This is a genomic window from Betaproteobacteria bacterium, from assembly GCA_016720925.1.
Lineage (GTDB): Bacteria > Pseudomonadota > Gammaproteobacteria > Burkholderiales > Usitatibacteraceae > UKL13-2.
Genome location: JADKJR010000003.1, coordinates 138,943 through 154,344 on the forward strand (window position 1 = coordinate 138,943; position 15,402 = coordinate 154,344).

Consider the following 15,402-nt stretch of genomic DNA (forward strand, 5'->3'; position numbering starts at 1 on the left):
ATATTGTCGATGGTCGCCTTGAGCTTCACGTCTGCCGTCAGGTGGGAGGCGACTCGCTGAACGCCGCACGTGCTGCATCGACGGTCGCCGCAATATCCGCGGATGTATGCGCGGACGAGACAAATCCAGCCTCAAACGCGGAGGGTGCAAGATAGATATCACGCCGTAACATGGCGTGGAAAAACCGGTTGAATCGGGTACGATCGCACAGCATGACATCCGCATAGCTTCTTGGTGCTGCGTTGGCAAAGTAAAGGCCAAACATGCCGCCCAGCGATGCAGCCGAAAACGCCACACCGGCGTCGCGCGCGGCGCCGACCAAACCAGCGGTCAATTCCGTGGTGCGTGCCCCAAGCCTGTCGAAAAACCCCGGTTGGGAAATCAGATCCAGCGTTTTCAGTCCTGCGGCGACTGCCACAGGATTGCCGGACAGTGTGCCCGCCTGATAGACCGGCCCAAGCGGCGCGAGATGCGCCATGATGTCGCGCCGGCCGCCAAATGCACCGACCGGCATGCCGCCTCCGATGACTTTGCCCAATGTCGTGAGGTCCGGAGTGATATTGAAATGACCCTGCGCCCCATGCAGGCCGACGCGAAAACCAGTCATCACCTCGTCAAAAATCAGCACCGCTCCGTGTCGCGTGCAAAGCTCGCGAAGCAGCGCCATGTATTCCGGGGTTGGCATGACGAAATTCATGTTACCGGCGACCGGCTCAATGATGACGCAGGCAATTTCAGCGCCGATCCTGTTGAACGTACTTTCCAGTTCTTCACCATTGTTGTACGTGAGCACAAGGGTATGTGCCACGACTTCGGCGGGTACGCCCGCCGAGCTGGGATTGCCGAAAGTCAACGCGCCAGATCCCGCCTTGACGAGCAGAGCATCGCCGTGCCCGTGATAGCAGCCTTCAAATTTGACAATCTTGCTGCGTCCGGTAAATCCTCGCGCCAGCCGGATGGCGCTCATGGTCGCCTCGGTACCGGAACTGACCAGCCGCACCTGCTCAAGCGAAGGCAACAGGCCACAAAGACGCTCGGCGATTTCCAGTTCCAGCTCCGTCGGGGCGCCAAAGGACATGCCCTTTGCCGCGCGCTCCTGCACCGCTCGAACGACCTCTGGATGCGCATGACCGAGTATGGCGGGCCCCCAAGATCCCACATAGTCGATGAAACGGTTGCCATCGGCATCCCACAGGTAGGCGCCTTTGCCTTCCCGAAAGAAAATGGGTGTGCCGCCTACCGCCTGGAAGGCGCGTACAGGTGAATTCACGCCACCCGGGATAAAGCGTTGTGACTGCTCAAATAGTTTTTGACTGTTCTTAAACATGGTCGGCAAAAAGTGAGGAGAGGAGTTGAGCCTGCGCGCGAATGTTGCCGGCGCCAAACAGCGACGAAATAACTGCAACGGCATCTGCGCCTGCGGCAATCAATTGTGGCGTATTTTCCACCGTGATGCCGCCAATTGCCACCACGGGGAGTGAAAGTTCACGTTTTGCCTGGCCGATCAAGAATAACTCAGCGCGGGTGGCGAAAGGCTTGCTCGTTGAAGGAAAGACGCTACCGAAGGCGATGTAATCCGCGTCAGCATCCACTGCAGCCCTGGCAACGTCCATGTCGTTGTAGCAGGATATTCCCACCAGAAACCGACCGTTTCGCGGGCTGGAATTTGACGCTCGTTGACGAAGAGGGTCGAAATTGACGAAAGTCCTGCCAATCGAACTGTCGTCGCGACCAAGATGAACCCCATCTGCCGACACCGCCAGCGCGAGCTCGATATCATCATTGATGATTAACCGCGTCGCGAACTCGCCCGTCAGATTGCGCAACGCCGAAGCTTGTTCGAGCGCTAGGATTTTGTCGGCTCGCTTGTTTCGATATTGCAGCAGGCGCACGCCGCCGGAAAGCGCCTCGCTGACTTGGGAAATCAGTAGAGGAGTACGTGCCTCGTCAGGGGTAATGGCATAGACACCCCGAATGCGCGGATCCACTCTATTTGCCCTTGATACTTGTGTGGCTTGCGATCGCAAAGTCACCGCAAAGAGCAGTTGGTGGCCCAGGCAAAAAGATCAATGCCGCACGCCGCGCGACATGGATTCCGGAATACCCGTGTCGCCTTCGTTGTCGTCATCCCGCGCCCAGAAAAGGCGATCTGGTATGAATTGCCCCATCCCCGGACGAAAGCCAAACTTAAGGGTTTGCCACGTGTAGTCCTGCGCTTCGCGCACCGCTTCGGAAATATCCATGCCACGGGCAACGGTGGCGGCGACGGCGGAAGCAAGCGTGCATCCGGAGCCATGGTAGCTGCCGGGCAATCTATGCCAGTTGTCGCTTCGCAGCAGACCCTTTTCGCAAAACAGCGTATTGATGACGTCGGGTGTTGACTCATGCGTTCCGGTCACAAGCACGAATTCCGCGCCCATTCCTATCAGCCGCATTGCCAGCTTTTCAATTCCCCCTTCGTCTTCGTCGTCGTCTTCCAGTACGAGCCGCCTCAATTCGGGTGTGTTGGGCGTGATGACGGTGCACTGCGGAATGAGCAGTTCGCGGATCGCAGAAAGAGTATCTTCACTGGCGAATTCATCACCACGAGTGGACGCAAGAACAGGGTCCAGTATCAGCGGAATTTCAGGATAATCGGAGACAATCTCGGCGATGGCAGAGACGTTCTCAACACTGCCCAATACGCCGATCTTGAACGCGGCCACCGGGATATCTTCGAGAATCGAGCGTGCCTGATCGGCGACCCAGTCGGCATCGATCGGCAGGATATCTTCCACGCCGGATGTGTCTTGCACGGTAATGGCCGTTATGACTGACAGCGGGTGACATCCCATGCTCGCAAGTGTGAGAATATCTGCCTGAATCCCGGCGCCGCCGGAGGGGTCGGTGGCAGCAAAGCTGAGTACGGCTGGGGGGGCTTTGTGAAAGTCGGGCATGAGAAATATGTGGATGTCGAAGTCAGTTAGCGATTTCAAACGACAACCGATATGATGCCAGCCCTTAAGTGCAATTTCTGGAAGACTTGATGATGCATTGTAGCCTTGAAAGGCAGTCATGACGGCAGCGACAGAATACAAAACCTGGATGTGCCTCGTCTGCGGCCTGATTTACGAAGAATCGGCAGGATGGCCCGATGATGGAATTCCCCCCGGCACGAGGTGGGAAGACGTGCCAATCAGTTGGTGTTGTCCCGAATGCGGCGCACGCAAGGAAGATTTTGAATTGGTCGAAATTTAGCAACAATTGGCAGGATTCAAAGTTATCAAACTTGTTGATAAATATGCGTTTGCTCATTGATACTAAAAGAAAAACACGATAATCTCCTGCTGTTGCGAAAATCGCCAACCGCCAGCGCTTGGCGCGGTGATTTTGCTGACGATGCAGCCATTTAGCGGGTACGATGGCAACTTGCGAGACAAAGCGGACCTCCAGCACGTAAAGAGCCGCCAGGAAAACGGGACGTGGCAGACGCGAAACCTTTATCAGGCGTACGAGTGATGGTGATAGACGATTCCAATACGATTCGTCGATCGGCCGAGATATTCCTGATGCAGGCCGGCTGTCAGGTGATCTTGGCCGAGAACGGCTTTGATGCGCTTGCAAAGATCGCCGATCACCAGCCAGATTTGATTTTTGTGGACATCATGATGCCGAGGCTCGATGGGTATCAGACTTGTGCGCTAATCAAAAAAAATGCCAAACATAAATCCACGCCAGTCATTATGCTGTCCTCAAAAGACAGCTTGTTCGATCGTGCGCGCGGTCGCATGGTCGGGTCAGACGAATACCTGACCAAGCCCTTTTCGAAGGAAAGCTTGCTTAGGACCGTGGAAGTCCATCGCGGCGATCGAGTGGGCGGATTATCACCATCCAATGCCGTATAGCGGCTCAACTTCATCCTAATTTCCGTATCACCTGTAACCGATTGGAGTAAACATGGCCATCAAGAAAATTCTCATCGTTGATGATTCCCCGACAGAACGCGCATTCCTTGAAGGGGTGTTGACGAAAGCAGGCTACACCGTGGTGCTGGCCATTAGTGGTGAGGAGGGTGTGGAGCGAGCCAAGGCGGAGGTTCCGGACCTGATCCTGATGGATGTTGTGATGCCGGGTCTCAATGGCTTCCAGGCCACGCGCGCGATCACGCGCGAAGAAACGACCAAGAATATTCCTGTATTTATCTGCACAACGAAGGATCAGGAAACCGACAAGATTTGGGGCATGCGTCAGGGCGCAAAAGATTACATTGTCAAACCAGTTAACGGACCCGAGCTAATCGCCAAGATCAAGGCGTTGGGTTAGCCACCATCCACCATGGCACGTAAAACCAGTCTTCGTGAATTTCAGCAGAATGTAGCGCAGCGCATTCGCGATCTGGCATCGCAGAAGACCGCCGCATCCAAGCTCGGCTTTCAGGTGGGCACGGAGAACTGGCTGGTCACGCTGTCGGATGTCTCCGAGGTGATCCCGGTGCCCAATACGGTTGCCGTCCCCATGACGTGTCCGTGGTTCCGCGGTGTAGCAAACATCCGCGGAAAACTTTACTCGGTGGTGGATTTTGCCGCGTTCCAGGGTGAAAGCGCAATCGGGCCAGGCACGGAAAGGCGGGTCGTTCTGATTACTGACCGGTTGATTGAAGGCTCTGGTCTGATGGTCACCAGAATGCTCGGGCTGCGAAATCCTGACCAATTCGCCATGGAGCCTGTTCAAAGTGGCGCACTCGACCGGCGACCGTGGATCAAAGCAACATATTGCGACCCGGGCGGTACCCTTTGGCATGAGTTGGATGTTCCGGTACTGGTCAGCCACAGCCAATTCCTGGAAGTGGGTAGCCGGGCAGGCGAACAACGTGCGGCGTCCTTAGCCGTTTCCGCAGCGTCGTCTTCACGATAGCGTGCAAATCCAGTTGCAATAAGAAAGTAACGGAGAAGTCACATGGCACTCAAATTTCCATCATCCTTGACAAACAAGGATAAGAAGCCGGCAGCAGGAACGACGGCACCAGCGGCCAAACCGGCGCGGCGCGAAAAATCCACCTTCTCGTTTTTCAGTTTTCTGAACCGCGGCAAAACCTCTGCTGGCGGCACCAAGACGCAGGGCAAGAGCCTGGCGCCGGCGGCATCTCCCGCTACGTCCGGATTCGGGCAGACCGGTGATCAGACGCGCAAGATCAAGGCGGAAGTTGCCGCCAACCAGCTAGGCAAATCCAAGAAATATGGCGGCGTATTCAAGCTCCCGTTGATCGGCGACCGTCCGGCTGAGCAGCAACTACCAATTTTGTTGATTGCGGCGGGCATTTTCGGTGCACTGGCTATTGGCTCCAGCATTCTGGATGCTATCAATCGCGGAAATATGGCCGCCTATACCAACATCACGTCGCAGCTTCAGTTTCACACCCAGCGGCTGGCGAAATCCGCTGGTCTGGCGGCGCGTGGTGATCCGATCTCTTTCCCGCAACTGCAGGATAGTCGCGACGAATTTCAGCGCTATCTTGAGGTGCTGAATAACGGGGGCGAGGCATTCTCGACAAGTGTTCCATCGGCCAAAATCAGCGAGGAGCTAACCTCTCGCCTTGAAGAGCTGACCAAGCGATTTGTCGATGGCTCGAGTGCGGCAACCTCCATACTCTCCGCCAAGACCGACTTGGTCGATTTGTCGCGCAACATCGCGCAAGTCCGTGCCGGCGCCGAGGAGCTTGCCGCACTTTCGCAGGATTTGACCGGATTGATGCAGCAGTCCGGTATTCCGCCAACACAGGTGTTGAAGGCGAATCGCCTGACCTTCCTTGCTGAACGGCTCGGTCGCGGTTCGGCGGAAATTCTGGGTGCCGACGTTATTGATCCGGAAGTACCGTTTCTGATGGGGAAAGACACCAACGACTTTCGCGAGTTGATCAAAGCACTGGAGTCTGGCTCCGACGCGTTGGGCATTTCCTCGCTGCGTGACGGAGATGCCCGATCCAAGGTGGTCAAATTGCGCGAGCAATTCGCCGGGTTTGAAAAAAACGTCGGGCCGATACTCGGTAACGTGCAAAAGCTGGTTTCCGCGCGTCAGTCCGGGCGCGCACTGCAGCAAGGATCAGAGCAACTGCTTTCCAATGTGGAGCAATTGCAGGTTTCGTTCGCCGCCGAAAGGAAATCTGCTGCGCTGTACCTGGCGATTTTGTTTGGCGCGATTTCGTTGATATTTCTTGCGCTGATTGCGGTCGTGTTTCTCGCCGACGCGCGCAAACGCGCGGCGGCGTCCGAAGCGGAAAATAAGCGTAACCAGGAAGCTATTTTGCGTTTGCTCAATGAAATGGGCGATCTCGCCGACGGCGACTTGACCATACGTGCCAAGGTGACCGAAGACATTACCGGCGCGATCGCGGATTCGATGAATTACACCATTGATGAGTTACGTACCTTGGTAAGCGGAGTCAACAACGCTTCCACACAGGTATCGGCCAAATCCCTGCAGGCCCAGGCGGTCTCGGTGCAACTGCTTGATGCGGCGGAAAAGCAGTCGAAAGAAATTCAAGGTACCACGCAAGAGGTGTTGAACGTGGCCGAGACGCTGACCAAAGTTTCGTCAAACGCCGAAGAGTCTTCGCAGGTTGCCATGCGTTCACTCGCCGCCGCGGACAAAGGGCGCTTGGCGGTACAGAACTCCATTTCAGGCATGAATGATATTCGCGATCAAATTCAGGAAACATCCAAGCGTATCAAGCGCCTCGGCGAGAGTTCGCAGGAAATTGGTGAAATAGTCGAGCTTATTTCCGACATTACCGAACAAACAAACGTGCTTGCGCTGAACGCCGCCATCCAGGCCGCGTCGGCCGGCGAGGCCGGGCGGGGCTTTTCAGTGGTTGCGGAAGAAGTGCAGCGGCTGGCTGAACGATCTGGCGAGGCGACGAAGCAGATTGGCGCCATCGTGAAAACAATTCAGGCCGATACGCAGGACGCGGTGGCCGCGATGGAAAAGTCCACCACGGGTGTGGTGGAAGGAGCAAAGCTTTCCGATGCGGCTGGTCAGGCGCTGACAGAAATCGACTCCGTGACAAAGAATCTGGCCTCGCTGATTCAGAAGATTTCCACCGACACACAGGCGCAGGCTTCGTCGGCCAACAAGGTGGCGCGCAGTATGCAAGAAATTCTGGAAATTAATCGCCAGACCACGGCGGGTACGCAGCAGACGGCGACTTCAATTAAAGAGCTTGCGGATGTAGCCAGCGATCTGAAGGCGTCCGTCTCGGGTTTCAAACTGTAGCCGGACGCGGCTCTCCCAGTGGTGACTTTGTACATGCGTTTTCGTCCTTCAATCTAAATGCCAGCCATTCCAACTTCGACGTTTGACATTGGCCCGCTTTCCTGGGTCAAGGCGGAGATCGAGCACTCGCTTACCGAGGCTCGATCACATCTCGACCGTCTTGCTACCGATCCCGGGGACGACAAGGCGGCCAAGTATGTCGCGACGCATTTACATCAGGTGACGGGCGCGTTATCGATGGTCGGATTGGGCGCGGCCACGCGATTCAATGAAGAAATCGAGAAACTCGTCGAGTCCTTGGAAAGTGATCCGGACGCCCGCGCCAGTGCGCCCCAACGGATCGCCGCCGCCCGAAAAGGCACGATTGCACTTTCGTCCTACCTTGATACATTGATGTCGGGGGAAACCGATCGACCGATGATGTTGGCGCCCGCATATCTGCAGGTGAATCGCGCCCGCGGTGCGACAGATGCTTCGGAGAGCGACCTGTTCTCACCGGATCTGAGCCGCTCTATCGCGTTGCCGGAAGATACTGTGGCGTTGCCCAAATCCGCCATGCTTTCAGAGGCTGTCAAGCAGCGGCGCGGCATGTACCAGGCCGGACTGCTGAAACTGCTTCGCGACAAGGATATGGTTGGGGGTGCGCGTGAGATGCGCAATGCGACGCTCGCCATCGAGGCCTTGCAAGCAGCCTCCCCCTCGCGTTCATTCTGGTACGCAACCGGGGGATTTTTTGATGCGGTCGCAGCCAATCCCGGGGAAGCCGCGACGCTCGCCGTGCAGTTATTCGGCAAGATCGACCAGCAGATCAAGTTGCTGATTGACGGTGTCCAGCGGGTGCCGGAGAAATTATTCCGCGACATCCTGCTTGTGATCGGCAAATCCAAGGCGCAGACCGAGCGGCTACGAAAAATCCGCGAGCTTTACCAGCTTGATGAACTTCTGGCGTTGCCCGAGGCGGTGGATGAATCGCAGGCGGACGAGCAGGTGAAAGGCGCAATTCGCGGCCTTCGCGAACAGGTGCAGGCGCAAAAGGAAAATTGGCTCAAATTTGCCGGTGGAAATCATTCGGCCCTGGAAACATACGTCTCGCAGGCCGAGGCACTGGTCAGGACCGCGCAGCAGCAACCCAACAAAGACATTGCACATCTGATACAGGCGCTCAGCGCAGTCGGAACTCATTTGCGCAAAGCGCAGAGCGCGGCGACTGAAGCGCAGGCGCTTGAAGTGGCTACCGCATTTTTGTTCCTCGAGTCCTCCCTGGAAAACTACTTCCGCCTTACCGCCGAATTTCCAGCACAGGCGAATAACATCGCATCTCGCGTGAATGCGGTGATGAGCGGGACAGCGCTGCCCGCCATCGGGGGTGGCGCCAATGCTCTGATGGACGACATGACCAAGCGCGCGCAGGAGCGCATGCTGATGTTCCAGGTGGGACAGGAAGTCCAGGTAAACCTCACCACGATCGAAAGCGCACTTGACGCATTTTTCCGCGACGCGCAGAAGACCGCCGAACTTCCGTCGCTGCCTCCGCTGTTTTCGCAAGTACAGGGTGCACTGACTATTTTGGAACTCGACGAAGCCGCCGCCCTGAATCAGCTATTGCGTGAGCGTGTTGGACAGTTTGCGTCTGGTGCACTGAAAGGCGCTGGCGAAGACGCTGAAGTGGTGGCAGAAGGTGTGTCCGCGCTGGGTTTGTATATTACGGCGCTGCAGCAAGGCACTACGCATCCGCGCGAAGTGCTGCTGCCAGCGTTGATCCGGTTTGGCCTCGCGCAAGCGCCTGCCGAGCCTGAGAAGTCGCTGATCAAGACGCCAATCACCAAAGGCGATGTGGATGTTGCCAAGCAAAAAGTGCAGGGTTTGTACGCAGACTGGAAGCAGCAGCCCGAGCAGACCAGCACCCGCGACCAGTTGCGTGAAGCGGTCAAGGAGCTGAAGCAGGATGCAGAGTTGATGGCAGACAGCAAGTCCGCCGAGCAAAGCGAACAGGCACTGAAGGAAATTGACGCCACCTTCGACCCGATGAAGATCGGTGTCAGCGAGGCGATCTCCGAAATAGTGCCGGAAAAACGCACCGAAGCGCCAACGCCGCAAGTTGTACAGTTGATCGATGCGCCGGCATCCGAAATCGATCGGGAATTGCTGGAGATTTTCCTTGAAGAGGCAAACGAAGTGGTGGCGACGATTCGCGCAAGTCTGGCGGACATTCGTACGAATTTGCATGACAAGGATGCATTGACCACCATCCGTCGCGGCTACCACACGCTCAAGGGCAGTGGCCGCATGGTTGGTCTGAACGACCTTGGTGAAGGAGGATGGAATTGCGAACAGGTCAGGAGCAAGTGGCTCAAGGATGAAAAGCCCGCCAGTCCAGGTCTCGCAGAGTTCATCGATCGATCGTCGAGCGCATTTCAGGCCTGGGTCGACGATTTACAGGCCAACGGCACTGCGCAAATTGACGCCACCGAGCTGAACCGCATCGCCGAACGCCTGAAAAACGACAAGGAACCCGACTTCGCGGAATGGCCGGTCAAGACCACCAAACCCGCGGCAGTGGAGTCCGCTGCGATCGCAGAAACGACTCCGGAACCCCTCGGCGCATTCTCCGTGGATCATCGGCCCGAGGTATCGATCGCGACGCCAATTGTCGAAATGTCAGAGCATGAGGTTGAAACCCGCGCGACCGAAGCAGAACAGCCGACAGCGGATATCTTTGCCGAGCTGCCAGCGCTCATCCCCGCAGTAGAAGACATTCCTGCGGCGCCGATGGAAGAATTCATTGGCGATAGCGGCAAGTCGGAAGAACCTGCGTTGGAGCCCACCGAGCCCGATGATGTTCGCGTCGGAACAATTTCCGTTCCGCACACGCTTTTCTACATTTATCTGGGCGAAGCGGATCAGCATATTGCCACGCTCGACAACGAAATATCCGCGCTGGAAGCCAATCCCCGGCAGCCGGTGACGCATGCCTTCATGCGTGCCGCGCACACACTGACCAGCTCGTCCCGCACGACCGGCATGGACATGATTGCCAGCGTTGCGTTTGAACTTGAAAAATGGCTGCAAGAAGCCATCGAGTTTCCGCCGGAATTCGATCTGCATCGCCTGGCAGTCACCCGTAGTGCGGTAGATGCACTCTCCAGCATGGTGCTCGGCTTGCATACCCACGAACCGCCCAACCCACGCCCGGATATCGTGCAGGATTTGTTCAAATTGCGCGAGGCGCTGAAGGAGTCCAGGCGTACCGGTGAAGGGGCGCAATTCAAGATGCATGACATGGCGTCCGGACTGCCGACCCCGCCCGTAGTGCCATTGATAGACGCGCCATCGATCGCGGAAGAGAATGATTTCGGGAGTTTCGAAACGGAACCCGCCGCCGTGCAGGTACCCGCGGAGCTTCCTGAGACACCGACGCATTCATTCGACCCTGACCTGGTATTTGGTGTGGCGTCAGCCACGGGCTTGGCTACGGCGGTAGCTGCGTTTGCAGCGCCCGGCAAAACCGCGGTGCCGGAAATACCCGCTCCCGGCGCCGAGCAGCATATACCGCCCGAACCACTTGAGCCGGCCCCTGCGCCAATACCTGTTGCCGCGGATTTGCCGCCTGCCGCGGCGGAAGTTCGCGCATCTGTCGACACCAAAGCTGCCGGCATGGAAACCGGCAAGGACCGGCGCGCGATGGTCGACGACGTCGATCACGATTTGTTGCCGATCTTTCTCGAAGAAGCCAAGGAAATCATTCCGCTCGTCGGCAATTCCATGCGCCGCTGGCGGGTCGCGCCGATCAATCACGTTCCGGTTACCGAACTCGCACGTCATTTACACACGCTGAAAGGTTCAGCGCGCATGGCGGGCCTGATGCGTCTGGGCGAACTGGCGCATGTGATTGAGTCGCGCATTATTGCGATGGACCAGACGGCGGAACCGGCGAAGAACGAGTTTGATCTCGTGGATGAAAGTGTCGATCGGCTGAACGCCGCCATCGATCGTCTCGCCGCCGGTGATTTCTCCCCAATCGCCGTTGAGCTTCCGGCCATTTCCGATGTTTCGCAGGATCTGCCGGCGCCACTCGCCGTCATGGCGGCGGCACGTGCCGAGATCATCGCCGAAGGCGAGAAACTCGAAGGCCGCGAACGCCAGTCATTACTGCGTGTGAATGCCGACATCATCGATCGCTTCGTCAACGAGGCAGGCGAATTGTCCATTGCGCGTTCGCGTATCGATCAGGAAATGCTGACTTTCAGGCAGTCCCTGGTGGAACTGACCGATAACATCGGCCGCATGAAAACGCAGTTGCGCGAAATCGAGATTCAGGCCGAGTCGCAGATTCAGTCGCGTATTCGCGATGCGGAAGAGCAAGGTGGAAATTTCGACCCACTGGAGTTCGACCGATTCTCACGCACGCAGGAGCTGACGCGATTCCTTGCTGAAAGTCTGAACGACGTCATCACCCTGCAGCTGTCGCTGCAAAAGAACATCGATGAATCGGAAGCCGCGTTATTGCAGCAAGCGCGCCTGAATCGCGATTTGCAGCAAGGCCTGATGGGCGTGCGCCTGGTGCCCCTGGGCAACCTGCAGGATCGCTTCTACCGGCTGTTGCGCCAGACAGCGAAGGAACTCAACAAGAAAGCCAATCTCGAATTCCGTGGCGTGCGCGTCGAGATTGACCGGTCGGTACTGGAAAAAATCACCGCGCCGTTTGAGCATCTGCTGCGCAATGCCGTCGCGCATGGTATCGAATCGCCCGCCGAGCGAGTGGCAAAAGGGAAGTCGGAAATTGGCGAAATTACCATCGACGCCCAGCAAGTCGGCAATGAGGTCATTCTGACGCTGGCCGACGATGGTAACGGCCTCGACTTTGCACGCATCCGCGAAAAGGCCATCCAGAAAGGGCTGCTCGACAGCCATGCGGAAGTCAATGAAACACAGCTTACGCAATTCATTTTCCTTTCCGGTTTTTCGACCGTGGAGGATATCTCGCAAATTGCCGGCCGCGGCGTCGGCATGGATGTGGTGCGCAATGAAATCACGTCGTTGGGCGGGCGAATCGATATTTCGTCGACACCCGGCCGTGGCACCACCTTCACCATTGCGCTGCCGCTGACTTTGGCGGTGACACAGGCGGTGATGGTGATGGTGGGTGACACCATGTACGCCATTCCGTCGGTGATGATCGAGCAGGTGCAGGAATACAAAGGCAAGCGTTACGCGCCATTCCTCGAAATGAGCGAGATCGAATGGAAAGGCAACAAATATCCACTACGCTCCATGCAGGGGCTACTGGGCGGCAAACCATCGTTGTCGGCGGTGCGCAAAGCGTCGGTGATTCTTGCCAAGAGCGGCCAGCAGCGCGCGGCGGTACAGGTCGACTCGATCATCGGCAACCGCGAAATTGTGGTGAAAACGATCGGGCCGCAATTGGCCCGTCTGGTCGGTGTCTCCGGCGCAACCATGCTGGGTTCCGGACAGATTGTGTTGATCATGAATCCGGTGCAATTGGTATTCCGCGATAGCACCAAGGTGAATGTGGAAACGGGTGCGCGTGGTTCCGTCGGCGTTGAAGTCGCAAATCCGGCGATACCGTCAGGGGCCGGCGCGCCCGTTACATTTGAGACAACCGCCGAGCCCGAGCGCGAAGTCGCGCAAGGTCAATCACTGGCCGCGGCCATTGCCGCCACGGATACGGTGGGTGGCGAGCCGGCCATCGCTGCGCTGCTGAAACGCACCGCGCCGCTGGTGATGGTGGTCGATGATTCGTTGACGGTGCGCAAGATCACCAGCCGTATGCTGACCCGCGAAGGCTTTGAAGTCGCCACTGCCAAGGACGGCGTCGATGGCCTTCAGCAATTGCAGGAGATTGAACCGGACATCATCCTGCTGGATATCGAAATGCCGCGCATGGATGGCTTCGAGTTCGCCCGCAATGTGCGCGCCGATGCCAAGACCAAGGGCATTCCGATCATCATGATCACCTCGCGTACGGCGGAAAAACATCGCAGCCGCGCGCTCGAACTCGGCGTGAATGAGTACATGGGCAAGCCCTATCAGGAAGAGCAGTTGTTGACGATGATCCGGCAATTCACGCGGCAGCGAGCAGCCATGTAACGATAGTATGGCGCACGCGTTCAGTGAGACTGCCAATCCACCACGCCGCTATACGCCGTCACCAGCACCAGCAGTCCGAACACGATGCGATACCACGCGAAGGGCGTGAAATCGTGGCTGCTGATGTAGCGCAACAGCCAGCGCACGCACAGGAATGCCGAGATGAACGCGGCGATGAAGCCGACGCCAAACATCGGAATATCCGCGGCGGACAATAGCGCCCGTTCCTTCCACAGCGAATAAACTGTCGCCGCCAGCAGCGTCGGAATCGCCAGGAAGAATGAAAACTCGGTGGCGCATTTGCGCGAAAGGCCGAAGAACAGGCCGCCGATAATGGTGGCGCCTGATCGCGACGTGCCGGGAATCAAGGCGGCGCATTGCGCGAACCCGAGCTTTAGCGCATCCATCGGCGTCAGCTCATCGACCGAATCAATCATCGGCCGGGATGATTGTGCCGCGCGCTCTTTGTACCAGCGCTCGGCGAACAGGATAATCACACCGCCAATGATAAACGCCAACGCAACCGGCATGGGCTTGAAAAGGACAGCCTTGATGGCATGCTGAAAGACCAGGCCCAGCACCGCGAGCGGCATGAAGGCAATCGCAAGATTGAGCGTGAACTTTTGCGCCTTGGCATCACTCGTCAATCCGGCAAAGGTCGAGGCGATGCGTTCGCGATATTCCCAGCAGACGGCGAGAATTGCGCCGGCCTGGATAACGATTTCAAAAACCTTGCCTTTCTCGTCGTGGAAATTCAGCAAAGTGCCGGTAACAATCAGATGGCCGGTTGAAGAGATGGGCAGGAATTCAGTTAGACCTTCGACGACGCCTTGAATCAGGGCTTTGACCAGCAGGAGGATATCCAAGAAATGTCCGGGTGTCGGTGAATGAAGACCGTCGAATTATAGGGGTTGCCGCGCGGATCGTTACTGTTTCAACGCCAGCACCAAATGATCGCCGCGCACGACAATCCGTTCTGGCACGTATTGAATTCCATACTTTGTGAAGTCCTCGGCCCTGAAGGTATGCAGCGGCTTGTCTTCCAGCGCGTCACGCGCCACGGTGGAGGCGACTTTCGCCAGCGCGGCAGAAAGGCCGTCTGGCATGTTATCGATACGGATTTGATCGACTCGCGCATCGCGCAGGAAAAGGGCGCGCGTTTCCGGCACATATTCAGGCCGGCCCGAGACTTTCAGCGTGCCGCTAAGCGTCTTTCTCGTCAGAGGCAGTTTTACCATCGCCTGAAAATTCGTCGTGATGCGATTGTCGGCTTCCGAAAGATCAACGCGTGGATTGGCAAGCGTAATGTCCAGCAGCCCGCCGACGCTTTTATCCAGCGGAAAGCGCCGCGCCATTTTCTGCGAGAGTTCATCCGCGGACATGCGGACTTCGCCGGAGACAAACGGCACCGAACCGCAGGCGGCGAGCAGGACGGCGGTGAGAAATGCGAACAGTTTTTTTTGCATGAGTACTTTTCCGATCAATGAAGATGCGCGGGCTCGAAAGTGGAACGGCGAGATTGCGGTTGTGCTGATAGACCGCGCGCGCCACCATATGTTCTCAAGCTATTCTCAGGCAACGCACGAGCAGGGTACGTACATTTCAAACCCCAGCATTGGTGCGGCTTCCGGGATATTAGTGGCCGGAAAGCCGCACCAGCACTCGGGTTTGCTTTAATCCGGCGCCGAATAAGCTCGAATCTTGACGAGCACAAACTCCTTGACTCGTACCGGCATTTCGATCGCCGCGCTTTCAAATCGTGCGCCGATACCATTGGGATCGAAAACGCCGTCGGCGACGAACAGCGCGCTCATGGCGCGTCCGGGCTTGTCTTCCGGCGCATCGACGCCTTCATGGCGATAGCCGGATTCCGGCGACCAGCGCAACGCGCGTTCCTTGCCCAGTTTTGCATAGCAAAGCTGGAAACCGATCAAATCGCCGCTATAGGATTCCCACGTGTACAAATCGAAATACTCGTCGTGAAACCAGCGGCGGTTTTTGCCGGATTCGTACTGGGTGACATCTTTTACTTCGTTGAGCATGATA

The 15,402-nt window shown here is 57.1% G+C and carries 12 protein-coding genes; 6 read left to right on the forward strand and 6 right to left on the reverse strand.

Features of this window, described 5'->3' with window-relative positions; genetic code table 11:
- Window positions 1–37: 37 nt before the first annotated feature.
- The 3 genes from hemL to IPP88_04765 all read right to left on the reverse strand — a co-directional run bounded on the left by hemL (window position 38) and on the right by IPP88_04765 (window position 2,936).
- Window positions 38–1,327, reverse strand: coding sequence for a glutamate-1-semialdehyde 2,1-aminomutase (gene hemL, locus IPP88_04755; protein ID MBL0122052.1), 1,290 nt, complete (start codon window positions 1,325–1,327; stop codon window positions 38–40).
- Window positions 1,320–1,988, reverse strand: coding sequence for a thiamine phosphate synthase (locus IPP88_04760; protein MBL0122053.1), 669 nt, complete (start codon window positions 1,986–1,988; stop codon window positions 1,320–1,322). Before IPP88_04760 ends, hemL begins: the two co-directional genes overlap by 8 nt.
- A 78-nt stretch (window positions 1,989–2,066) precedes the next feature.
- A complete protein-coding gene (locus IPP88_04765) occupies window positions 2,067–2,936 on the reverse strand; it encodes a hydroxymethylpyrimidine/phosphomethylpyrimidine kinase (protein MBL0122054.1) in 870 nt (289 codons plus the stop codon).
- Between the two features lie 118 nt (window positions 2,937–3,054).
- Here IPP88_04765 and IPP88_04770 point away from each other — a divergent pair, with 118 nt between their 5' ends.
- The 6 genes from IPP88_04770 (at window position 3,055) to IPP88_04795 (ending at window position 13,356) form a co-directional block, all read left to right on the forward strand.
- The gene (locus IPP88_04770) at window positions 3,055–3,237 is read left to right on the forward strand and encodes a rubredoxin (GenBank protein MBL0122055.1); all 183 of its coding nucleotides are present in this window, start codon (window positions 3,055–3,057) and stop codon (window positions 3,235–3,237) included.
- 260 nt (window positions 3,238–3,497) lie between these two features.
- The gene (locus IPP88_04775) at window positions 3,498–3,884 is read left to right on the forward strand and encodes a response regulator (protein ID MBL0122056.1); all 387 of its coding nucleotides are present in this window, start codon (window positions 3,498–3,500) and stop codon (window positions 3,882–3,884) included.
- Window positions 3,885–3,936: 52 nt separating this feature from the next.
- Entirely contained in the window at window positions 3,937–4,302 is a 366-nt protein-coding gene (locus IPP88_04780) for a response regulator (GenBank protein ID MBL0122057.1), read from the forward strand.
- A gap of 12 nt (window positions 4,303–4,314) precedes the next feature.
- Window positions 4,315–4,893, forward strand: coding sequence for a chemotaxis protein CheW (locus tag IPP88_04785; GenBank protein MBL0122058.1), 579 nt, complete (start codon window positions 4,315–4,317; stop codon window positions 4,891–4,893).
- Window positions 4,894–4,935: 42 nt separating this feature from the next.
- On the forward strand, window positions 4,936–7,248 hold the full coding sequence (locus IPP88_04790; protein ID MBL0122059.1) for a type IV pili methyl-accepting chemotaxis transducer N-terminal domain-containing protein: 2,313 nt from the start codon (window positions 4,936–4,938) through the stop codon (window positions 7,246–7,248).
- Window positions 7,249–7,305: 57 nt separating this feature from the next.
- Window positions 7,306–13,356 carry an Hpt domain-containing protein gene (locus IPP88_04795; protein ID MBL0122060.1) on the forward strand — a complete coding sequence of 2,017 codons (6,051 nt, stop codon included), beginning with the start codon at window positions 7,306–7,308 and terminating at the stop codon, window positions 13,354–13,356.
- A 20-nt stretch (window positions 13,357–13,376) separates the two neighbouring features.
- Here IPP88_04795 and IPP88_04800 read toward each other — a convergent pair whose 3' ends face one another.
- From IPP88_04800 to IPP88_04810, 3 genes are all read right to left on the reverse strand, one after another.
- Window positions 13,377–14,222: an undecaprenyl-diphosphate phosphatase gene (locus IPP88_04800; GenBank protein ID MBL0122061.1), complete on the reverse strand. Its 846-nt coding sequence runs from the start codon at window positions 14,220–14,222 to the stop codon at window positions 13,377–13,379.
- Window positions 14,223–14,282: 60 nt separating this feature from the next.
- Window positions 14,283–14,822: a DUF1439 domain-containing protein gene (locus IPP88_04805; protein MBL0122062.1), complete on the reverse strand. Its 540-nt coding sequence runs from the start codon at window positions 14,820–14,822 to the stop codon at window positions 14,283–14,285.
- A 207-nt stretch (window positions 14,823–15,029) separates the two neighbouring features.
- Window positions 15,030–15,398, reverse strand: a complete 369-nt coding sequence (locus IPP88_04810) for a hypothetical protein (protein ID MBL0122063.1) — start codon at window positions 15,396–15,398, stop codon at window positions 15,030–15,032.
- Window positions 15,399–15,402: the final 4 nt, after the last annotated feature.